General features: G+C 38.8%; 18 protein-coding genes, 1 tRNA gene and 2 pseudogenes. 9 read left to right on the plus strand and 12 right to left on the minus strand.

What is annotated here, in order from left to right:
* Window positions 1-268 (plus strand): annotated as a pseudogene (locus I8752_RS34830) (IS701 family transposase); the annotation flags it as partial.
* 73 nt (window positions 269-341) lie between these two features.
* Here the strand turns inward: I8752_RS34830 and I8752_RS37850 are convergent.
* Window positions 342-428 (minus strand): annotated as a pseudogene (locus I8752_RS37850) (cobalamin biosynthesis protein CbiM); the annotation flags it as partial.
* Between the two features lie 143 nt (window positions 429-571).
* Entirely contained in the window at window positions 572-2,206 is a 1,635-nt protein-coding gene (locus I8752_RS34835) for an NB-ARC domain-containing protein (protein ID WP_214436707.1), read from the minus strand.
* A gap of 459 nt (window positions 2,207-2,665) precedes the next feature.
* Here I8752_RS34835 and I8752_RS34840 point away from each other — a divergent pair, with 459 nt between their 5' ends.
* On the plus strand, window positions 2,666-2,860 hold the full coding sequence (locus tag I8752_RS34840) for a hypothetical protein (protein ID WP_214436708.1): 195 nt from the start codon (window positions 2,666-2,668) through the stop codon (window positions 2,858-2,860).
* A gap of 19 nt (window positions 2,861-2,879) precedes the next feature.
* On the opposite strand, the gene I8752_RS34845 is transcribed toward I8752_RS34840, so the two are convergent.
* The 3 genes from I8752_RS34845 to I8752_RS34855 form a co-directional block, all read right to left on the minus strand.
* Window positions 2,880-3,578 (minus strand): LapA family protein, encoded by a 699-nt coding sequence (locus tag I8752_RS34845; RefSeq protein WP_214436744.1) that lies wholly within the window; start codon window positions 3,576-3,578, stop codon window positions 2,880-2,882.
* Window positions 3,579-3,689: 111 nt separating this feature from the next.
* Window positions 3,690-4,310 (minus strand): flavin prenyltransferase UbiX, encoded by a 621-nt coding sequence (locus I8752_RS34850; protein WP_214436745.1) that lies wholly within the window; start codon window positions 4,308-4,310, stop codon window positions 3,690-3,692.
* A gap of 117 nt (window positions 4,311-4,427) precedes the next feature.
* Complete coding sequence (locus I8752_RS34855) at window positions 4,428-6,782, minus strand: ribonuclease R family protein (protein WP_214436709.1); 2,355 nt, start codon at window positions 6,780-6,782, stop codon at window positions 4,428-4,430.
* Between the two features lie 1,173 nt (window positions 6,783-7,955).
* On the opposite strand from I8752_RS34855, the gene I8752_RS34860 reads away from it, so the two are divergent.
* Window positions 7,956-8,972 carry a hypothetical protein gene (locus I8752_RS34860; protein WP_214436710.1) on the plus strand — a complete coding sequence of 339 codons (1,017 nt, stop codon included), beginning with the start codon at window positions 7,956-7,958 and terminating at the stop codon, window positions 8,970-8,972.
* An 80-nt stretch (window positions 8,973-9,052) separates the two neighbouring features.
* A complete protein-coding gene (locus I8752_RS34865) occupies window positions 9,053-9,250 on the plus strand; it encodes a hypothetical protein (RefSeq protein WP_214436711.1) in 198 nt (65 codons plus the stop codon).
* 63 nt (window positions 9,251-9,313) lie between these two features.
* On the opposite strand, the gene clpP is transcribed toward I8752_RS34865, so the two are convergent.
* Window positions 9,314-9,925 carry an ATP-dependent Clp endopeptidase proteolytic subunit ClpP gene (gene clpP, locus I8752_RS34870; RefSeq protein ID WP_214436712.1) on the minus strand — a complete coding sequence of 204 codons (612 nt, stop codon included), beginning with the start codon at window positions 9,923-9,925 and terminating at the stop codon, window positions 9,314-9,316.
* 512 nt (window positions 9,926-10,437) lie between these two features.
* Between clpP and I8752_RS34875 the strand changes: the two genes are divergently transcribed.
* Both I8752_RS34875 and I8752_RS34880 read left to right on the plus strand, forming a co-directional pair.
* Window positions 10,438-10,524 (plus strand) — tRNA-Ser (locus I8752_RS34875).
* Window positions 10,525-10,860: 336 nt separating this feature from the next.
* Window positions 10,861-11,184: a hypothetical protein gene (locus I8752_RS34880; protein WP_214436713.1), complete on the plus strand. Its 324-nt coding sequence runs from the start codon at window positions 10,861-10,863 to the stop codon at window positions 11,182-11,184.
* A 147-nt stretch (window positions 11,185-11,331) separates the two neighbouring features.
* Here the strand turns inward: I8752_RS34880 and I8752_RS34885 are convergent, their stop codons facing one another.
* Both I8752_RS34885 and I8752_RS34890 read right to left on the minus strand, forming a co-directional pair.
* Window positions 11,332-11,475, minus strand: coding sequence for a hypothetical protein (locus tag I8752_RS34885; protein ID WP_214436714.1), 144 nt, complete (start codon window positions 11,473-11,475; stop codon window positions 11,332-11,334).
* Between the two features lie 26 nt (window positions 11,476-11,501).
* Window positions 11,502-11,990: a DNA-binding protein gene (locus tag I8752_RS34890; protein ID WP_214436715.1), complete on the minus strand. Its 489-nt coding sequence runs from the start codon at window positions 11,988-11,990 to the stop codon at window positions 11,502-11,504.
* Window positions 11,991-12,430: 440 nt separating this feature from the next.
* On the opposite strand from I8752_RS34890, the gene I8752_RS34895 reads away from it, so the two are divergent.
* Window positions 12,431-13,084: an Abi-alpha family protein gene (locus tag I8752_RS34895; RefSeq protein WP_214436716.1), complete on the plus strand. Its 654-nt coding sequence runs from the start codon at window positions 12,431-12,433 to the stop codon at window positions 13,082-13,084.
* A gap of 116 nt (window positions 13,085-13,200) precedes the next feature.
* Here the strand turns inward: I8752_RS34895 and I8752_RS34900 are convergent, their stop codons facing one another.
* A complete protein-coding gene (locus tag I8752_RS34900; protein WP_214436717.1) occupies window positions 13,201-13,398 on the minus strand; it encodes a hypothetical protein in 198 nt (65 codons plus the stop codon).
* 123 nt (window positions 13,399-13,521) lie between these two features.
* On the opposite strand from I8752_RS34900, the gene I8752_RS34905 reads away from it, so the two are divergent.
* Window positions 13,522-13,899: a hypothetical protein gene (locus I8752_RS34905; RefSeq protein WP_214436718.1), complete on the plus strand. Its 378-nt coding sequence runs from the start codon at window positions 13,522-13,524 to the stop codon at window positions 13,897-13,899.
* A gap of 440 nt (window positions 13,900-14,339) precedes the next feature.
* Here the strand turns inward: I8752_RS34905 and I8752_RS34910 are convergent, their stop codons facing one another.
* Window positions 14,340-15,524: a site-specific integrase gene (locus I8752_RS34910; RefSeq protein WP_225896106.1), complete on the minus strand. Its 1,185-nt coding sequence runs from the start codon at window positions 15,522-15,524 to the stop codon at window positions 14,340-14,342.
* Window positions 15,525-15,924: 400 nt separating this feature from the next.
* On the opposite strand from I8752_RS34910, the gene I8752_RS34915 reads away from it, so the two are divergent.
* Window positions 15,925-16,218, plus strand: coding sequence for an antibiotic biosynthesis monooxygenase family protein (locus I8752_RS34915; protein WP_214436720.1), 294 nt, complete (start codon window positions 15,925-15,927; stop codon window positions 16,216-16,218).
* A gap of 52 nt (window positions 16,219-16,270) precedes the next feature.
* Here I8752_RS34915 and pcrA read toward each other — a convergent pair whose 3' ends face one another.
* Complete coding sequence (gene pcrA, locus I8752_RS34920) at window positions 16,271-18,595, minus strand: DNA helicase PcrA (protein WP_214436721.1); 2,325 nt, start codon at window positions 18,593-18,595, stop codon at window positions 16,271-16,273.
* 192 nt (window positions 18,596-18,787) lie between these two features.
* Window positions 18,788-20,509, minus strand: coding sequence for a sensor histidine kinase (locus I8752_RS34925; protein ID WP_214436722.1), 1,722 nt, complete (start codon window positions 20,507-20,509; stop codon window positions 18,788-18,790).
* Between the last annotated feature and the right edge of the window lie 150 nt (window positions 20,510-20,659).

Genomic DNA, 20,659 nt, shown 5'->3' on the forward strand with positions numbered 1-20,659 from the left:
CGTCTTATTAGGCTTAAATCAATCTCGTCAACTTGAGACTGAGGCACAAGATCTGAGTGATGTTGATTTTTCTAACCATCCGCAATGGAACCATGAATCTGGATGGAAGAATGCTTTAAATAATCTGCGTCTCATTATCCAACCACTTTTACTATTTTGGTTAATTTATCCTTGGTTAAGTATTTTCCCTAATTCACATTTGTTACTGGGATTCAATCATTTAATTGCCGCAATGAATCAATTTAAACCCTATTATGCTTCTGGATGATTTAGCTCCTGAACTACTTGCTTATTCCGGAAAGTGACAGAAGAGGGGTATGTCCAGTAAGCAGCAAAAGGCCCAGCGATCGCAACCCTAAAATGAAAAATGGTAACGCTACTACCCACCAAAAAATTGCACAACCTGCTGGTAAGTAGCCTTCCATATTGAAAACAGTAAAACTAAGATCCCCAACTTATTGAATAAGTTGGGGATCTGGATATTTTAATTTTTACAAATTAGATATAAATGCTAAATATTGTTATCAATTTTTAATATAAATTATCAATTTAGAATTTATCTGGACTTACTCTACGCTAAATCTCCTCCTTTGAGGTGACTTTCTTCGATATAATCTTTTAGTTGCGTTGCAAAAGTTGTGTAGCTCATCAATAAATTTTCTGCTTTATCTTCGCTAAATTTATAATTATTCTCTATTAATCGTTCAATTGTGTATTCCATCAACACTGGACTGAGGAGAAAGCGATTTGCTTGACTTTCAATCAGCGATCGCCTTTGCAATAACTCCATAGCCTCTAAGATTAATCTTTGCGATAATCGTTGCGATAATCCTGGTATGCTTTTTTCTTGTAGGTTTCGTACTGAGACTGCATCTTGATTGACAGCTAGCCAGCACATCATATGCTTTTCTAGGTAAGACAAGCGATTGAATTGCTCGTCTAAAGTTGCTCGAATGTCTCCAAAAACCACAGTATCCTGTTTCAGAAACTCGTCGATATTACCACCAAATAATTCTTGAATGGCGGTAGCAATTAATTTAATAAACAAAGGATTACCTGCGTACCAATTAAATAAAAATTGATTAGTATCTTTGGAAATATTAGTAAAGCCTTTATCTTCAATAATTAAAAGACTTTCTGGCTTACTTAAGCCAGTCAATTTTAAGGAACGAACAGATAGCTTTTCTCCTTCTAAAGAGGCCATTTCTGGAGTTTTTTCACGACTAGTTAAAACTAAACAACTTTGATGTTGTGACTCTCCAATTCGTCTAATCAACTCCCCATACATCTCGTATCCTTGACGATATTGAATCGGAGATAAAAGGTAGGAGAAAGAATCGTTTTTACTACTGGGATTAGTGGTAGATGTAGTAAGATATTCTATTTTTCCATTTTTTTCACCACTAACTAAAATCGAATCAAAACTATCTAAAACAATTAGACAGCGTGAAGAGCGCAAACAATCTATCAATTGCGAAATCTTCACATCCACTGTTTGTGTGATTTTTGTATCTATCTTTGGAAATAAAATTTGAATTAATCGATCTAAGATTACCTCTAAGGAGGGGGCAAGACGTAGCGATCGCCAGATAACATATTCAAACTGGTCTTGAATTTCTTGTGCTAGTTTGACAGAAAAAGCAGTTTTTCCAATTCCACCCATACCCAAGAGTACTACCAGCCGACAGCGCTCTTGCAAAATCCATTGTTGAGTTTTTGCCAGTTCTGTCGTTCGTCCGTAGAACCTACTAACATCTATTGCTTCACCCCAATCTGGGATTTGGATTGATTTAATTTTTACTAAATCAGTTTCTTGTTCTTTGGCTGCTTTTCTAACGTTAATTGTTGGTTGTAATTGCAACCTAACTTTTTTATACCCTGCTTTTTCTAATAAATGAGTAACGCGACTCCAATTTTTGACTTTAACTGAGTATCCTGCTTGGTTACTCAGCATTTCTTCAATATATTTATATAATCCGTTAGATAGATAAACTCTGACAGTGCTGCTACTGCGACTTTGATAAACTATACTTGCAATTTCCGCAGGACTACAGCCACAAAGCAAACCTCTAAGGAATTTTTTTTCTACAGGTGTTAGAGCTTTTCCTTTTGTTGATGCTAAATCTACGTATAATTTTTCTAACTCCCAATTACTTTTAGCTTCTAAAAATTCTTCTTCTACTTGATTTGAATCATTTGCTGCCATCTTATTTATGTATTTATTGTAACCCAGGTCATATCCTAACGATTGTTCGATGAAGTCTGAATAAATAAAAGATGAATTTATAACGAATTTAATAACTTGCGTTAGGTGACTTGGCAGTTGTTGGTTAGGTATCTTTAGGCTTAACGTAAATTTAATAAAGCTTGTTTGAAACTTTAAGAGAACAAATTCTGTCAACACAAACTAGCAAGACTCTTTCTGGTGGAGCGATTTCAGTGGTGAATAATACTATGTTTATAACAGCACAGTATGAAACTTCTAAAATTTAGTTATAGCAGGCTTTAATCAATAGCTATTACAGCTAAAGGTGTAAAAAATGACTGACCTTCTGACATTGTACAAAAAAGGTTTGCAAATTTGAAGGTTTAGGCACAAAAACTACTGCATAACCCACCCGAATACGCTCAAATGAATCAATGTGGTATGTAAGAGGCATCAACCATGACTCGAATTCGTGACGTTGTGCGACAAGCTTTAACAACTGGCTATTTAACGGTTGAAGCAGAAAACCAACTACGACAGCTATTGACTACTAGATATGACCTAGAAGATTTTAATGCTTTCATGACTTTGCAGGAAGCCGCCATGAACGGTAAAGTCAAGCAACAATCTCGCGAGCAATGTGGGATTAAGTAGATACGTAATACCCTATCTCTTAACGACGTGAGGGCTTGTTTTCACCCTCATCGTCGTCCTCGAAAAATGACCAATCATCATCATCAGCATTATCGGTTTGATTATTAGTCGGTGGTTGATAAGGTGGGATAATTACTCGGTAATCAGCATCGTAAACAGATTCCGTTTTTCCTACCGCAGTATTTTTTGGCTGGCGATAACTGTAAGAGTAGACTGAACCAGATTGAGAACTGCTTTGAGGTTCTTGTTGACGTTCGTAGGTTTGAGAATCTCGAAACGGTTCAGTTTTAAGATTGGGGTTAGCTGCTTGTTTGGGCTTTTCATCAAAGTTCCAATCATCATCTGCATTGCTGTTTGTCTCCCAATCGTCAAACTCTTCCCTGTCAGCGTCCTTTGTTTTACTAGCTGGCGGTGGCGGGGTGTAAGGCGGGTTTGTCTGTTCTACTCTACGGTTAGCTGTACGAGGTGAACTCGCTCTTGACCTGAATGGGGTTTGGCGTTGTCTGCCAAAATAATTTGATAATTTAAACAAGACAGTTATTAGCACAGAAGTCAAAGCTCCTGCGGCAGTACTGAACAAAATCCACATTGCTAGTGGTAGTGGTTGAGTTCGCATACCCAAAAATACTAGTGGTAGGACAGGCGACCAATTTTGAACTAACAACAGTGTTAGTCCTCCCAGTACAGCCACCAACAGAATTAAGCGAATTACAGCCATAAGGAAGGATGTACGGCTTTGCCGTTCCCTAAAGGTAGGATAAAGGATGAAAGATGAAGAATAAAGCATGAATAATTTCTACTTTATACTTCACACTTCATACTTCATACTTTAACGATGACCTTGCCACCGCTGAATTGGAATGCAGTCAATATCTAGTTGGTCTAAAGCACGGGCAATTACAAAATCCACTAAATCTTCAACGGTTTGAGGATTGTGATACCAAGCGGGAATCGCAGGAACAATTCTGACTCCTGCTTCTGCCAAAGTAGTTAAGTTACGCAGGTGAATCAAGCTAAAAGGTGTTTCCCTAGGAACGATAACCAACTTTCGCCCTTCTTTGATTTGGACATCTGCTGCTCGTTCTAGTAAGTCGGAACTCAAACCAACTGCTAGCTTTGCCACTGTACTCATACTGCATGGCATGATAATCATTCCCAAAGTCCGAAAGGAACCACTAGCGATATTAGCTCCGACATTATTCCAAGGATGGCAGCTTAGTTTACCTGCAAGAGCTACTCCAGCTTGCTCTCGCCAGAATTGCTCTTGTCCTGCGGGTTCTGCTGGCATCCGAGTATCCTGTTCCGCTTGCCAAACCATGTATGTTGATTTAGAAGCAACTAATTCAATTTCATAATTCGCTGCGAGTAAATATTTGAGAGCGCGAACGGCGTAGATTAGACCAGATGCACCCGATATGCCGATTATCAGAGGCTTAGTTTGATGTGACACGCGATTATTGGGGATCGGGGATTGGGTATTAAGCATTAGTAAAAAAAACTAATTTTTGTGAACTAAGTTCCTTGCTAATTTCCATTTCCCAGTCGCCAGTCCCTAGCCCCCATTCCCCTATTCATCATCACCATAAGCATCTAAATCATCAGGTTCCATATCGTTTGGTAGGTAAATATCAGATATATCGCCATTGACATCGCCAATACCCAATCCTTTGGGTACGCCATCACTACCGACGGTGACTAAATCAATTTGCTGGCGATAGTAATCGACGCTTTTAACTTGTACGGCTACGCGATCGCCTAGTCTATAAGAAGCACGATTTTTGCGGCCAAACAGTGCTTGTTGTCTAGCACGATACTCATACCAATCATCTTTGAGCGAACTGACATGTACTAATCCTTCTACTCGTAAAGGTATACCTGGATTGCTACCGACTTTCGCCTCTGCTGCTGGTACTTCAATTTCAACAAAAAAGCCGTAGGATTGCACGCCAGTAATTACGCCCTGAAATACTTGACCGATGCGCTGTTTCATCAGCTGGGCTTTTTGCAATCCGGCTAAGTCGGCTTCGGCTTCTTGAACTTCTTTTTCTCGGTCGTTAATCTGGATAATTACCCTAGTCAAATCGCTTTGTAATTCTTGTTGCAATTCTGGGGGTAAAACATTCCAGTTAATTTCCCCGTGGCTGGAGGAGTGACGCAGGTTAACTCGTTCTTTGACACGGGTGTTGCGGCGATCGCGTCCGTGTTCTAGTAGTTGATAGTACACTCTTTGCATGAGCAAATCTGGATAGCGCCGCAAGGGAGAACTACAGTGAGTATATTGCTGTAGTGCTAAACCAAAGTGCAGTCCTTTAGTGGTGCTGTAGGCTGCTGGCTTGAGCGTATCCTGTAACAAATAAGTTAAAACTTGCTCTGATGGCGATTCCGCAAAAGCTCTTGTTAAATGTTGATAATCTAGTGGTTGAATATCGACTTCTGGCTCTAATGACAGTTCTACGCCTAAATTGATCGCCAATTTCAGCATTTCTTGAACATCTTCAGGATCGGGTGTGCCTTGAACTCGCCAAATAGCGGGAACACCTAAAGCACTCAGGTGATTTGCCATCAGTTCATTGACTAGCAACACTAACTCTGTTAAAAGCGATCGCACAGGCAAGTCATTGACAACCACAGCGCCTAAAATTCCCTCATCATGGTAGGGGTTTTGGCTAGAAGGCAGATTTAACTGCAAGCTACCGCGAGCTAATCGTACCTGTTTGACTGCTTTGTGCAATTTATCTAATTCTTGCAACAGCTCGACGACTTCTGGGGATGCTCCCGAAGATTTGTCTAAAAGAATTGCTTCTGCATCTTGTCTGTCGATCGCAGTTTTGACGTTGATAACGCTGGGTTGAATTTCCCAATCTAATACTTGTCCCGAATCGGGATCGATTGTAATCAAAAAGGAGATAGCCAAGCGATCGCTTCCAGGCACTAAAGAACAGCGTTCTGCTACAGTATCTGGTAACATCGGCAGCACTAGTTCTCCTAGATACACCGACCTACCCCGCCTCAGTGCTTCTCTATCTAAAGATTCGTCAGGTTGTACGTAGTGAGAAACATCGGCAACGTGAAAGCCCAAAAGCCAATTTCCGGTGACGGTTTTTTCTAGGCTCAAAGCATTTTCTATCGTTTTGGCATCACCATTGTTACCAGCGATCGCAAATGTAAATAATTTACGTAAATCCAGTTTATTCTTGAGGTCTGCTTTTAGCAGTCTTTTAGGCAACCGGGCTGCTGCTTCTTGCACTCCTTCCGGGAAATTACGGGATAAGTCATGCTTACATGTAACCAAATCGATATCAGCAGCGGCTTCGGCATCGCTACCAAGGATTTGCACTACTCTACCCAAAGGAGGGTATTGTGCTAGGGGGTAACGCAGGACTTCTACATGGGCCAGGTGGTCGAGTGCTTCTTCCAATTTCATGCCGTTTGTTTGGATTTTTAATTCAAACAGCAATCGATCGTCCAGAGGTACTGCTCGAAAACCGCCTTCTACTTGTTTAATCCGTGCCAGTAAAGTGTGATTAGAACGTTCTAAAATCAGCTTAACTTCTCCTTCTGGAGAACGGCGGCGACTACCTTCTTTGAGAACTCTTACTAAAACGCGATCGCCATTCCAGGCATTACTAAGATGGCTTTCCCGAATATATATATCTTCGGCTCCTTCGACATCTTGAATGGCAAAGCAAAAGCCTTTGCTAGAACAACGCAGTTTTGCCTCGATTGTTCCTTCTTCTGTCACCCGGCGATACTTGCCGCGTTCTTTCACCAAAATGCCAATTTTTTCTAGTACTTCCAAGGTAATGTGAAGTTTTTGTAAACTGGCTTCGTCCTCACAACCAAGTTTCTTTTCCAAAACTTTACGAGCTACCAATTTATCATCAGTGAAATTGGCAAGGAGTGTAGCGATTGAAAATTCCATGCAGTGAACCGACCTTTGGTCAAAACATCATTTATGGTTTAATCTGGTTCTTTCCTGTATTCCCTTGTGTGGCTTACAGACACTAGTGCATCATCAGTGCTGAGTGCTGAGTTAGTTGTCGTAGAGACGCGATTAATCGCGTCTCTACAAGAGTTAGTTGTCAGTTATTATTTCTCCCTCATCTCCCTCATCCTCCTCATCTCCCCACTTCCCCTTCTTGCACTAGCTGGAAACGAAAGGTTCTGAATTCTAGGGAAGGAAGGCAACCCTAGAACTTCTCATTGCACGAAAATTTCAGAGTTCGCTTGCGTTAAAGTCTCTTCACCTAACCAAACTCATAAAGTCTGCCTGATGGCATTACCCTACTTGGTCATTACGCAACGGGTTTTTGAGAGGCTGGTTGTTGTAACTCTCCAAGCGACCCAAAAGCGTTATCAGGGAAAACCACAGGTGTTTGATTGTCTGGCTTAAAGGTACTCTTACGCCATTAGACTCTGATTTTTAACAAGGAGAAACCGCCAATAAATCCAATTTTCCCACATGTAGAATCGGTAACAATTGGTTAAGCAGCTTAACAAGCAGTGAGGGCGAACCTTATCTCCATTATTGTAGATTTAGAGCGCACTTCCAGGAAATAGTTCCGGATATAGAATTGGGTAATTAGTATAGCATTGAAGGCAAAACCACTTAGCAGAAATCAACAGTAGCCAAAAATTGGCTCAAATAATTGCTGTTACTGCAATTGGGACACAGAATCGACACACTAATAGCATAAACGCAGCGATGCGATCATCAGAAATTTTTGCCTTTGCCTATGTAGCCAATTTTAAATCTTGAGCGATCGCTTTGAGTTAAACTCCCAAAATTTGGTCTTGTTCTGTCCATAGAAGAGTTGTAGACGTAGAATTAAAATACCTCTCTAAGCTGTTACGCTTTTAAATTGCACATTGACCAAAGTTGACTGTTGAGTGTCAACAGTCGGCGGTCAACAACTACTATAAGTATTTCTGAAAGTTAAATGCGCTTTAGCTTATCTCTATTACGGCTTCAAATTTAGCAAAGTTTTTTAGTAACTTGGATTAAGAGAAAATATCAACGAGGGGCGATTAGATAACTGGGACACAGGTAGCATCAACCCCCTTATTCAGCAGACTTAACATTGGTGGCAGTATTATGTTGGCTCAATTTCAGAGCTTGTATCCCAACGGCAATCTAATTTCGGAATTAGTACAGATTTTTCAAGGAAAATATATTGTTCGGGCAAGCGTACAAATTGAAGGTGTAACCCGTGCTACTGGTATGGCAGCAGCAGAAACCGTAGAAGTGGCAGAAGACCAAGCCAGAACAAGGGCGCTGATGGTTTTGGGTATAACTAGTTCGCCACAGGCGACTGTAGAATCTTCCCCAAAAACTGTATCGCCGCAAGTACAATCAAATTCTGATTTGAAAACAACAGTAGGAATAAATAATACTTATTCCTCTGCAACAGATAGAGATTTTGGCAGTAGTGAGACAGCGCTGCGGGAGGGTTTCCCGACCCAGGTGAGTCAGCGCGGTGAGTCTAGCCCTCGTATTGGCGGTCTCCGTCACGATGAAGGACTGGCGAACCCCGAAGGGGCGACTGCGTTAGCGAGGAACGAGCATCACTTGAAGGGTCAGTGGTCAGAGTCAGAGGTCGGGAGTCAAGAAATATCCATACCACCTGTCAAGGAACAGAATATTAAATCAGATGTAGTAACAAGTAACACACGAAGCGCTAGTAAAAATGATACCTACAATCAAGATTTAAATCAAAGTTTTTCCTTAACTAGCGATCGCGACCTAGAATTCGATCCCCCAGCCGAAAACTTTGATATGATGGCTGACAACCAGTTAGAAACTCCACTTTTTCCCAGTTCTGTTGCCAGTAACGTCACACCGTTTACACCCCGTAGTTATAATTCTTCAGAGAATGTGAGTAATTTGACAGCAGCTAGCAAGAAAAAGAAGAAAGCTGAACCAGTAAATTTATCCGATATACTTGCAAAAACAGATGTCCAAATCGAGCGCTTAGGCTGGACAAAAGACCAGGGAAAAGAACATCTCAAAAAAACCTATGGAAAGTTAGGGCGCTCTTTGCTAAGTGAAGAAGAATTGCTAGATTTCTTGAGATATCTAGAATCTCAACCAGATCCAGTAGCAGGATTTTAATTAGTTAATAGTCAGTTGTCATTTGTCATTTGTGAAGGTTAATGACAAATGACATGGACTATTGAAACATTGAGACAGCTATGGAACCTATAGATTTTTCTCAAATACTGGCTAAAACCGATGCTGAAATGGAGCGTTTAGGTTTGACAACAGAGTGGGGACGAGGATATTTAATTAAAGCTTACGGCAAGCGATCGCGTATTTTAATAACAGAAGAAGAATTGCTAGATTTCTTAAAATATCTCGAATCTCAGCCAGACCCAGTAACAGAGTTTTGATAAATTAAAAGTCAGTAGTCAGCAGCAACTAACAACTGACAACTGACCACTGACAACTATCTATTAATTAACAACAGCAACCGCAGGACGGCTACCAGCAGAGTGACGGTCAATCACTTGGTCAATTAAGCCATAATCTCTAGCTTCCTCTGGCGACATGAAGAAGTCGCGTTCGGTATCTTCAGCAATGCGTTCAATTGGCTGACCAGTGTGATCTGCTAAATACTCATTTAACCGCCGCTTGTGGTACAGAATTTCCCGCGCCTGAATTTCAATATCAGTAGCTTGTCCTTGCGCGCCACCAAGAGGTTGGTGAATCATAATTCGAGAATGAGGTAAACTCATCCGCTTACCCTTAGTGCCAGCGCTGAGTAGAAAAGCACCCATACTTGCCGCCAGCCCCGTACAAATTGTACAGACATCTGGACGAATGTGCTTCATTGTGTCAAAAATCCCCATACCAGCCGTCACCGAACCACCAGGAGAATTGATGTACATATAAATGTCTTTCTCCGAGTCTTCAGCATCCAAGAACAGTAGTTGGGCAACAATTAAGTTAGCTAAGTTGCTATCAATCTGTTGACCTAAGAAGATAATGCGCTCGCGTAACAGTCGTGAGTAAATATCAAAAGCGCGTTCGCCTCGACCCGATTGTTCAATAACGATAGGTATCATGATAACAACGTAAACTCAACGTTTTTAGCTTTTATTTTAGTCTTGAGTACCACGAATGTACTAATTTATGATTTTTGTTAATCAAAAAAGTAAATTAGCAAGCTTTTTTGATAAGAACAAAAGTACTATCGCTATACTAAAGTCTGACCATACCATCTTTACACCAAAATTCCTAGCAGTAGTACTCCAATAATTACTCCAAGTAAATTTCGGTTCTTACCATACCAGCATTCTAACTATTCTCTCTGGCTAGCATCTGCGATCGCCATTTTATCTGTACTGAGCGTGAGGTGGATGTTGTCTATAATTGGTAATGGTTTTTCATAAAACTTGACGATATCCTAAGTGCGAAAATTACTTTGTTAGCTTAGTTTCAGGCTATCGCTTCAAGTATCTGTTATCATGGCCTGGGAATGCTTAAATCTAACGTAACTTGCCGTCAGATACTGCAATTCCTTAAATTCACTTAGTTTGAATGCTTAATGGGTACTCAAATTTGTGAATAAATAGCTGGAGAGGTGGCAGAGTGGTTGAATGCGACGCACTCGAAATGCGTTAACTCGGCAACGAGTTCGTGGGTTCAAATCCCACCCTCTCCGTTTTACAAGGGTTTTAGCTAATTACAGTCTAGTTCCATTGGTTGAATTGGTTGAACAATTGGTTGAATTGGTTGAACTAATAAATTCCTACCGTTTAAATAATATTTACTTATAGCTAAATACAAATCTTTTCATCTCTTAGTGTCATCTCTAGTTATTGAATATCTTATTGGATAACTAATCTAATAACTTAGCAGCATAGACAAATAACAAGACTATATCCTTTCATCTCTTAGTGTTCTCAAATTTAGTCCAACTAATAGTCCAACTATTAGTCCAACTAAATTACAACATAGACAGATAAAGGGAATAAAAAAAGCTGGAATTGAGGTAGAAGTGTTTCAGCTACCAGATGGGGAATACGTGATGAGTCAAGCCCAGTGTGGCAAAGCAATCAATGTACATAAGTTTTTGATGTCACGTTTTTTGAAAGAGAAGTGGTTAGAAGGTAGTCTGTACAAGGATTATACGAGTCACAAAATTGAGGGTTTAAATAGCTCAAACTCTTGTCAGGAACAAGTTATAGGAGTCACAAAAATAGAGAGAGAAAAAACCTTTTCTGGTAGGGGAGGTGGAAACGAGATTAAAATCATCCCTATCAGTCTCGCCTCTGAATTCTGGCTAGACCAAGCTATTAAGGGTAATGTCAAGAAAAAATAAACATAAATATGATTTGCAGAGATATTTATTTTAGTATCATTATTAATTACATCAAGATTAATCACTTCTAATTAATTGATAATTTTAATAATAAATAAAAACCCTATCTAATAAAAATAGGGTTACGAATCAATATTTACACTCGGACTATTTGTAGTATAAGTTATTGCTCTCCACCATACTTTCTAATGTTGCAATTCTTTGCTCACCGCTTTGTTCTAATTCAACTAATCGTTGCTTAATTTTTCTCAATTCTTTAACTTGTTCAGGTGTTAACGTTTGAGTTTTCATTTACTATTCCTAACTGAATTATGAGATTAAGGTGAAATTAAACTATCAATATGATTTTTCAAATGTTGTATTTCCACAGCATCCTCTCTTTGTTGCCGTACTAGTTTTTCATACCGTTCATTCTCCTCTTTTCTAATTTTTTCTAATTGTTCTAAACGGATAGAATCTTGTCTTGCTATCTCTAGCTTTTCTCGAAGTGTTTCATTTTCTTGTTCTAATTCAGCAATTTTTTCATCATCAGTTATCAATTCATATTTGCTACAAAAAGTATTCCAGTGTGCTTCATTCATCTCCTCATACATTTTTTTTATCTTGTCCGGCATGGGATAGGATTTTACTGGAATATCATCATCTTCTTGCGCTTTCCATTCCCTAATATATTTGCCAATAGTGGAATGCGAACCGCCCCCTATCTCCTTTCTAATCTTTTCTTGAGTAACCAGTATTCCTTTAGCAAATAATTCATCAGCAGCAGCAAATACTTTTTCTCTTGTAGCTATTCCTTTACTTGACATTTGACGTTTTCCTAATTCCCTAAGTGTATTGTACCGTATTACACACAGTTAATACACTTGCAGAAGCAATGTAACTGTATTGTACAGTAATACGTATTAATACACTTCAGGTACAGCGCTACTGTATAATACAGTAATATGTATAATACACATTAGCTAATATTCAATTATTTGTTTTAAAAGCTTTACTATTCTTATGGCTTTATGCTTGCGGAAACCGTATGGTTTTTACTAAGTTTCTTTCGCCAGAAGGGTTAAACCTTTCGGATATTTTTTAGTCAGTATTAAAAAAATTATTTCTACAACCTTAAGGTGTTAGAAAAAACTTTTCTACTAGAGACATATTTTGTGCATTTGCAAACCCTGTATTAGCAGTCTTTGTCGTAAATAGGGTAAGATTTTTATGGAAATCATCTATAAGTCAAAAATAAAATAGAAATATGGATATAACACCAATAATTACTGAAATTTTAGGTAATGCTGATAAAGCAGGAATAGGAATTTTAATCAAAGCACTTTTTGAAAAAGAAATAATCCAGATTTCCAATTTAACAAGAAAGAAAGCTGCTCATTTAGTTGAAACGTTAAAAATAATTCTTAATAAACCAAATATTAAAGATATAAAACCTGAAAAATTAATAGAAAAAATAGAAGATATTGAAGATGAAACCTTGCAGCCAATATTAGAGAATATACTTATAGGAAATAAAAATGAAGTAATTAGACAACAATGGATTAATTTATTAGAGTCAGCAATATTAGGATATTCAATTCACCCTATATATATAGAGACACTAAGGCTTTTAGATGGTATAGACGCTAACGTTTTGAAATTTATATCTGATTTTCGCAAAGAAGGAAATCGATTGAGGAATTCTGAAATTGAAGTAGCGTTACAACAAAGGAAAATAGAGAATCCTACAGAAGAAATGGTAAGAGATAGTTTATCTAATTTAGTAGAAAGAGGATTATGTGATGTAAATAACCTACAAGGAAAACCAAGATACTCGGACATGAATAGCGAAAACATATACATTAGCCAATTCGGGAAAAAGTTTTTATTTATGGTTGGTGAAAAAAGTCCTGAGTCGTAGGTTTAAAAAGAGAATTTGCTGTTTTGAATAGATTTTGTATCTTAGCTTATGACTCCATTCAGGCTACGTTATTGAAAACAGAATATTAAGCGCAGGCTTTAAGGGTCGAGTCATTGTTACCCATCATCCGACTGGTTAAGCTTGTCTAGCTTCTCTTGGATGGCTTCTCTGCAAAATTCAGGAGGGTCATCTTGCGCTTTGACCGCTTCCTTCATGGCTTTGGTCATGCGTATATTCATTCTCTCTGTTAGCGGTTCTTCACCTTTTCTTTTTCCCGGTTCTAAATTTTCAGGCGTTCCTCTTGGATTCGGCATTTATGTAGAAAGGTAAATATAGATTGAATCGATGGGAACCAATCGAATAGAGTGATGAATCGGTAGGCAATCTGTCTGAGAAACTTGTTACCTACCGATACCACTTTTAAAAAGGGCAATTCTATGTTTACACGTTCGGAACTGGAAATCAAAACAATTCCAGAGTTACGTGATTTGTGTCGTAGGTATGGACTTAGACCGACTGGGAACGCTGGTTATAAGGTTAGTTGGATTACATCTCTAATGGCTTTCCCTGCGATCGCGCTTAACCAGTTACAAGAAGGTAGGGGGTTAAAACGCTTGCCTTTTGAGGACTTTCAGAATATTGGCGCTGCATTAGACCGTATGGGTACGCCTACTGACGAACAGTCAGCGCTGATAAAAATCTCGTTAGAAGGTAGGAGAATGAAATCACCTGAGAGGTGGGAGCAGGAGAGCTTACTGAACCTGTACAAGGCTAAATTGCTGCTAGAGCAGGTCATGGACTTACTAGGAGAGTAGTTTAATCACCATTTTGTTTACGGCATCCTTTAGGGGATGCTTTTTTATTGCCTGTATTCCTTTATTTGTCTATGTTGCTAAGTTGTTAGATAACTTGTTGGACAACTTGTTAGACAAATTTTGAGAACACTAAGAGATGCTTTTTATGTGCTGTGAAAAACTGTCAGTATTACTGTCAGTTTTACTGTCAGTTTTTAGATGACAGCATAAGATAGCAATGTTCTAATTGAGTTTAAGTATTACTTAAACTAAGTTTTGAGATAGACAAGTAAAGAGTCTGTTTGTATTGCTGAGTTATTGAATGAATCATCCAATGACTTATCTAATAAATAAAAATACCTCTAGATATAAGTTCTAGAGGTATTTCTGTTAGTGCCGAGTATTAATTATTTACTTGTCTATTTATTACAATAGCTTATTAATTGATTATTGCTATTATTTCAGTAATTTTTAATTACATCTGGTAAACTTATTCTTTCAATATCTAACCTTAAATAATGTTCTTTAATAATTTGTTCACTATTCCCAACCAATTCAGCTAATTTATGAATTGGATAATCATTGTTTGCATGATAACTAATCATTGTATGTCTTAACTGATAGGGAACACGATATTTAATTCCCATTACGTCTAACAAGTTTTTCCACACACCATAAAACACATTATGGTTAATTGGGTTGCCTTGGATATTTCTGAATACATATCCTTTTTTGTGTGGGATGGTTGTTAATAATTCCATTAACTCAGGATTAATCGGGAAATAACGGTGAGATACTGTTTTAGTACCTTGCTTCTTAATTATCAATCCTCCTCTATTCATTTCTGCTTCACAAAATTTTATCCGTTTTTTAGCTAAGTCAACATTCTCCCATTTCAAAGCTATTGCTTCAGATGGACGGCAACCAGTTAACCAACAGAAATAAACATACTTATAATACTGATAATGTCTTCCTTCAAATCGAGAATGTGTCTCTTTTTTTAACGCTTCTATAATTTGATAGACTTCCTTAAGCGAGAAAATGTCAATATCATTTTCTTCATTGATTAAACTGCTTTTTTTTTCAGTTTTGAAACTAATACTTTCAAGTGCATCACGATACTCTATTCCCCATTTTCTAGGAATATTACCTTGTTTGCTATTCCAGTCAATAGCCGCTACTATCAACATTAATCGAGATTTACTAGTTTTTTTTGTTCTATTAGTGTCATTAAATAACCATTCTATCAAGCTTTGTTTGTCTTCTAATTTGTGATAAGGGCAAGAGTCTAATAATCGACGTATTAAAGCAATATGACTAGTAATATATGTTTCAGTCCATACACCCAATGCTGTGTGAAATTTGACGTAGTTATCCCACAAAACAATCAAATCATTTTTTTCTACTAATCTGATACCACCCGTTTTTTTAGCCTTAAGTTTTTCTTGTTCACTCCTTACCATTTCTTTAAGTGAATCTAGTTCTATTGGTTCTCCTAACGCGATTAGCCGTGTTATTTCATCATCTACCAACAAAGCAAGATTCAGTGCTTGTATTCTGTCACCACCCAACCCAATAGTTTTTCTACCTAATGCACTGCTTAAGCGTAGCTGATACATATCACCATACTTTGTTTTCATGGTCATAACGCTTAAATGCTTAAAATCGCTCTTTGACACTACCATATAACCTCTTTTGAGATGGTTGAACTAGTAGCATTGTATACTAATTGGTTGAATAATTGGTTGAAGTTAACGCAAATATTATTTTGCTAAACTCTAAAATTTATATAAGACAAGGTTTTCAGCTTATTAAGTGGACGCACTCGAAATGCGTTTTGGGGCAACTCAACGGGGGTTCGAATCCCCCCCTCTCCGTTTTACAAGGATTCTAGCTAATTACAGTTTAGTCCAATTGGTTTAATTGGGGTTTGCTGAAAATTGGTTAAGTATTAGAGGCTAATCTCTTCTCTCAATTTCAACATAACCAGCTAGCGATCGCTTTACCATAGTTAATTACATTAGCTTAATTATTAGGAAAAATAGTATGATTCTTGAGGCAGCAATGCTTCACGTTAAATTGGGTTTAGAATCCGATTTTGAAGCTGCTTTCAAAAAAGCTTCTAGTTTTATTTCATCTAGTAATGGATATTTATCTCATGAACTCTATAAATGTATAGAAGTTCCAGGAAAATATTTATTACTTGTTAAATGGGAAAATTTAGAATCTCATACTATTGGATTTAGAAGCTCTACCAAGTACCAAGATTGGAAAAAGCTTCTACACCATTTTTATGAGCCATTCCCTAATGTTGAACATTTTGAACAAGTAGAAATATAGCTAACTACAGTTTGGGATATACACAATTCATACATTTCTACATCCGAATTTATCACTCTATTTTTTGCAACTGTGCTACTCTAGGGTCAATAATTTTTTGCCCCAGACTGGAGAATTTAATCGCCACAGAAATCTTATTACCAGATCCAAAAACGTGAGTTATTTCACCAATCCCAAAGGTTTTGTGTAATACTTTATCGCCTACTTGCCAATTCTGTGTTGTGTTTTGCTTGCCATTACTTGTGGCTGGTATTTTAGTATAAACCTGAAGAATCTTACTTTTAGTAGTTAATAATTCTTCTGGTAATTCGTCAAGAAATTGCGATCGCAGTGCGGGTTCGCGCGAACCATACAAGCGGCGTTCGCGGGCGAAGGATAAGTACAAACGTTCTTGGGCGCGAGTAATTCCCACATAACACAAGCGGCGTTCTTCTTCTAAAGCTGCTGGGTCATTCATCGAACGGTAATTAGGAAATAATCCCTGTTCTAACCCCACTAAAAACACCACGGGAAATTCTAGACCTTTGGAAGCGTGCAAAGTCATTAAAGAAACAGCTGTTTGCCCTTCTTTTAAGTTATCCAAATCAGAACTAAGAGCAGCACTTTGGAGGAACGCAGTTAGAGAAACATCTTCATTTTCTTCTTGAAATTGCAGTGTAGCGTTATAAAGTTCTTGGACGTTCTGTATTCGGTCTTCGGCTTCATCTGTGCCTTGATTTTGCAAATCTTGCACGTAACTAGATTCTTCTAACAGTCCCATTAAAAGTTCTGAAACCGGAAGGTTGGCAATTTGTTCTTGGTAGTTGCTAATCATAGCTGCAAAGTTATTCACAGCTTTAGCGGAACGTCCAGCTAATGTATTAACTGATGTTTCATCGCTGATTATTTCCCACAAAGTTGTGCCTAATTGTTGGGCTGCATTTATTAAGTTATCAATGGTGGCTTTGCCAATACCGCGTCGGGGAGTATTAATAACTCGTAATAAACTAACTGTATCAGCTGGATTTGCGATCGCTCTTAAATAAGCGATGACATCTTTAATTTCTTTGCGATCGTAAAACTTAATTCCTCCTACAACTGTATAAGGAATTTGATTCTTCACCAACAATTCTTCAAAAGGACGAGATTGGGCGTTGGTACGATAAAGAATAGCGAAACTACCCCAGTTCACCTCTGGATTTTGGTGTTCTAAAGTGCGAATTTGCCGAATTACAAAGTCAGCTTCTTCTAATTCATCATCTGCTTTGTGACAATAAATTTGTTCGCCTGCTCCCCGCGTAGGTTTGAGGACTTTATCAATACGTTGGGTGTTATTTTCGATTAGTTCGTTAGCGGCTTGTAAAATGTTTTCACAAGAGCGATAGTTTTCCTCTAGCTTCACCATGGTGCGGGTATCTTCATCTGGCAAACCATCACCGAAATCATTTTGAAATTCCAACAAAATGGTAAAATCTGCCATGCGGAAACTGTAAATAGACTGATCCGCGTCCCCTACGACGAAAACTGAGCGATTCTGCCATTCCCATTCACTCTTTCTATCTTCGCCGTTTGTCACTAATAGCCGAATCAGATCGTATTGAGTGCGATTAGTATCCTGATATTCATCTACGAGAATATGACGGAATTTGCGATGCCAGTAACCTAATACTTGCTCGTTTTGCTGAAACAATTTGGTCGGTATCAGAATTAAATCATCAAAGTCGAGGGCATTATTTTCAGCTAACTTATCTTGATAGCGACTATAGACATCAGCAATTACCCGTCCGCGATAATTGGGTTGTTCGCGTTCAAATTCTTGGGGTGAGAACCCTTGATTTTTAGCGTTACTAATGGCGTAGCGGACAGAACGAGGTTCAAATTTTTTATCGTCTAAATTTAATTGTTTAGTGACAATTTCTTTGACCAAACTTTGAGCGTCCGATTCGTCAAAGATGGAGAAATTGCGATTCCAACGCCGTCCTTTTTCATCTTGGTATTTCTCGATATCAAAGCGGAGAATCCGAGAAAATAAACTGTGAAAAGTGCCACACCACAAGTCTTTGATGTAGGTGCGCCAGACTTGCGATCGCAGTTTCGTTTGTTCGTATTCTGTCAATAAATCAAAGCGCTGGCCGTGTTCTTTCATTGCCAGTTGTTCGGCGAACAACTTTTGAATCCGTTCTTTCATCTCCCGTGCAGCTTTATTGGTGAATGTAACCGCCAAGATATTTTCGGGATCGACACGGTGTTTGAGAATCAAGTTAGCGATGCGATAAGTCAGCGCTCGCGTTTTACCGGAACCCGCGCCAGCAACAACTAGTAACGGCCCGCAGTAGTGTTCGACAGCTTGCCGTTGGCTGGGATTCAGGTGACTGAGAAAGTCTATGGTTGTGGTCATGGATGTGAAAGAGCGATCGCCTAGCGTCACATCAATAAAGAGTAACTATTGCCCAGGTTACAATATCCTACCGAAAGTTGCTCAATAAAGATGGTTTGTTAAGCAGGGTTAACTAAAGCGTTAACAGCGAGGTATATTATCAAATATCATCTGGATTTACGTTCAATTCTCTACTTAGAATGGTTAGGTTACTTATTCTTGTAACGTGAGTGGTAAGTTGACGGTGAAAGTAGAACCAATTCCTAGCTGACTTTTGACAAGAATTTCGCCGCCCATCATCTGGCAAAAGTGACGGCTAATTGCCAATCCCAGTCCAGTACCGCCATACTTTTTTGTAGTTGAGGTATCGCCTTGTGTGAAGGGTTGAAATAACTGCTGCTGTTGACTCACAGACATCCCAATGCCTGTGTCAGTTACGGTGAAAGTAATCATGCCAAAAGGAGCATTCCGCAGCAAGCTTTGCTTTTCGCTCTTGACTGTCAACGTTATCTTACCGTTTGTCGTAAATTTAGCAGCATTGCCTAGTAGATTTGTCAGCACTTGCCGCATCCTAATTTGATCGGCATACATAGTACCAAGTTGCTCGTCGAAATCTATTTCTAAGATATTGCTATTTTTTTCGATAGTCGGCTTGACGGTAAGGACGACGTTATGAATTAGTGTGGCAATTTCAAACGTCTCCGGATAAAGCGTCATTTTCCCGGCTTCAATTTTTGACAAGTCGAGAATCTCGTTAATCAACTCTAGTAAATGCTTTCCAGCAGAGTTGATTGTTTCCAAGTCAGTAATAAAGTCTCCGGATAAATTTAAATCGGTTGCGTCGTCTTGCAGTAGTTGGCTCAAACCAATCACCGCATTCAACGGCGTGCGTAACTCGTGGCTGACATTTGCTAAAAATACACTTTTGGCTTTGCTAGCGGCTTCGGCTAATTCTTTGGCTTGTTCTAGTTCTTTAGTTCGTTCGGATACACGCTCAATCAATCGATTCAGCGATTTTGCCAGCAAGCCGATTTCATCTTCGGTGGTGACTGGCGCGCGTAAATCGAAATTAGATTTTCTCGCTACTTGTTCGGCCACTTGAGTGACGGTGATTACTGGTTCGGCGATCGCACGACTGGTACGCCACGCTATAATGGCGGCGATCGCTACTGACACCAACATACTCACCATTACAATTAATCTCTCAACTCCTTTGGCTTGCTCTACATCTGTTTGCCTTCTCTGCTCTCGATTTTCAGCAGTTTGCAAAATATTAGTCAATTTTAGTGAGAGATAATCTAATTGCTTGGCTGTTTCACCACGCATAATTTTCAACAATTGTTCTCGTGCTGAGTCAATTTGCTGTGGCTGCACTTGTTGGGAATCGATTGCCTGCAAAACAGTATCTATTTGGGCAACGTATGATTTTAAGTTGATTTCGTAATCTTGTAATAAAGCCTGTAAATTAGCACTTGTTGCTGCTAAATCGTGAGGTCTCTTATCGATAAAATTGCCAATTTCTCCCTCCAATCTCTTGGCTTTGTCAACATTCTTCAGAAATTCGGCTTTCTTGATTGGCAACTGCTGTGGATCTTCTAGAAATGCAGCGAGGTTGGAACTATGTAGTTGTGCCCCTACTACTGCATCTTTATAATCAGTTAATAGTTGTGTCTGCTCTTGAGCTTGATTAAATTGCCTGATTTCTCGCCCTCGGTAATAGTTGGCAATGACTAATCCAGTCAGCGAACCGAAAAAGCCAATTCCAATTGCTACAAAGTACCCATAACCAATTTTTTGATGTATGCGCCAGGAACTGGCTTTTAGTTTCCCTCGTGAGGGGAATTCTATAGTCGGGAGTTCGTCTGATGGTTCTTGAACTGGCACTTTTTTGCTTTCCGAACTGCTGTCAACAGGGATTGGCTTTTGAGTTTGCATCCCTCAAATCTCCTTGCCCTCCCGTAAAAATCACCACATCAGTCTTGCTTGGACGGTCGTTAGCTACTGCTAAATTAACATTTATGTTATCTTTTTTTATAAAAAGCTTAAATAATAGCTTTATAGATAATTTCCCCGATTTCATTATGT

It is taken from the genome of Dendronalium phyllosphericum CENA369, assembly GCF_016056275.1.
GTDB classification, from domain to species: domain Bacteria; phylum Cyanobacteriota; class Cyanobacteriia; order Cyanobacteriales; family Nostocaceae; genus Dendronalium; species Dendronalium phyllosphericum.

Excerpts from the sequence above, each read along its gene's own strand:
- I8752_RS34835 (WP_214436707.1), bottom strand. The coding sequence starts at position 2,206 with ATGGCAGCAAATGATTCAAATCAAGTAGAAGAAGAATTTTTAGAAGCT.
- I8752_RS34840 (WP_214436708.1), top strand. The coding sequence starts at position 2,666 with ATGACTCGAATTCGTGACGTTGTGCGACAAGCTTTAACAACTGGCTAT.
- I8752_RS34845 (WP_214436744.1), bottom strand. The coding sequence starts at position 3,578 with ATGGCTGTAATTCGCTTAATTCTGTTGGTGGCTGTACTGGGAGGACTA.
- I8752_RS34855 (WP_214436709.1), bottom strand. The coding sequence starts at position 6,782 with ATGGAATTTTCAATCGCTACACTCCTTGCCAATTTCACTGATGATAAA.
- I8752_RS34860 (WP_214436710.1), top strand. The coding sequence starts at position 7,956 with ATGTTGGCTCAATTTCAGAGCTTGTATCCCAACGGCAATCTAATTTCG.
- I8752_RS34865 (WP_214436711.1), top strand. The coding sequence starts at position 9,053 with ATGGAACCTATAGATTTTTCTCAAATACTGGCTAAAACCGATGCTGAA.
- clpP (WP_214436712.1), bottom strand. The coding sequence starts at position 9,925 with ATGATACCTATCGTTATTGAACAATCGGGTCGAGGCGAACGCGCTTTT.
- I8752_RS34885 (WP_214436714.1), bottom strand. The coding sequence starts at position 11,475 with ATGAAAACTCAAACGTTAACACCTGAACAAGTTAAAGAATTGAGAAAA.
- I8752_RS34890 (WP_214436715.1), bottom strand. The coding sequence starts at position 11,990 with ATGTCAAGTAAAGGAATAGCTACAAGAGAAAAAGTATTTGCTGCTGCT.
- I8752_RS34895 (WP_214436716.1), top strand. The coding sequence starts at position 12,431 with ATGGATATAACACCAATAATTACTGAAATTTTAGGTAATGCTGATAAA.
- I8752_RS34900 (WP_214436717.1), bottom strand. The coding sequence starts at position 13,398 with ATGCCGAATCCAAGAGGAACGCCTGAAAATTTAGAACCGGGAAAAAGA.
- I8752_RS34905 (WP_214436718.1), top strand. The coding sequence starts at position 13,522 with ATGTTTACACGTTCGGAACTGGAAATCAAAACAATTCCAGAGTTACGT.
- I8752_RS34910 (WP_225896106.1), bottom strand. The coding sequence starts at position 15,524 with ATGACCATGAAAACAAAGTATGGTGATATGTATCAGCTACGCTTAAGC.
- I8752_RS34915 (WP_214436720.1), top strand. The coding sequence starts at position 15,925 with ATGATTCTTGAGGCAGCAATGCTTCACGTTAAATTGGGTTTAGAATCC.
- pcrA (WP_214436721.1), bottom strand. The coding sequence starts at position 18,595 with ATGACCACAACCATAGACTTTCTCAGTCACCTGAATCCCAGCCAACGG.
- I8752_RS34925 (WP_214436722.1), bottom strand. The coding sequence starts at position 20,509 with ATGCAAACTCAAAAGCCAATCCCTGTTGACAGCAGTTCGGAAAGCAAA.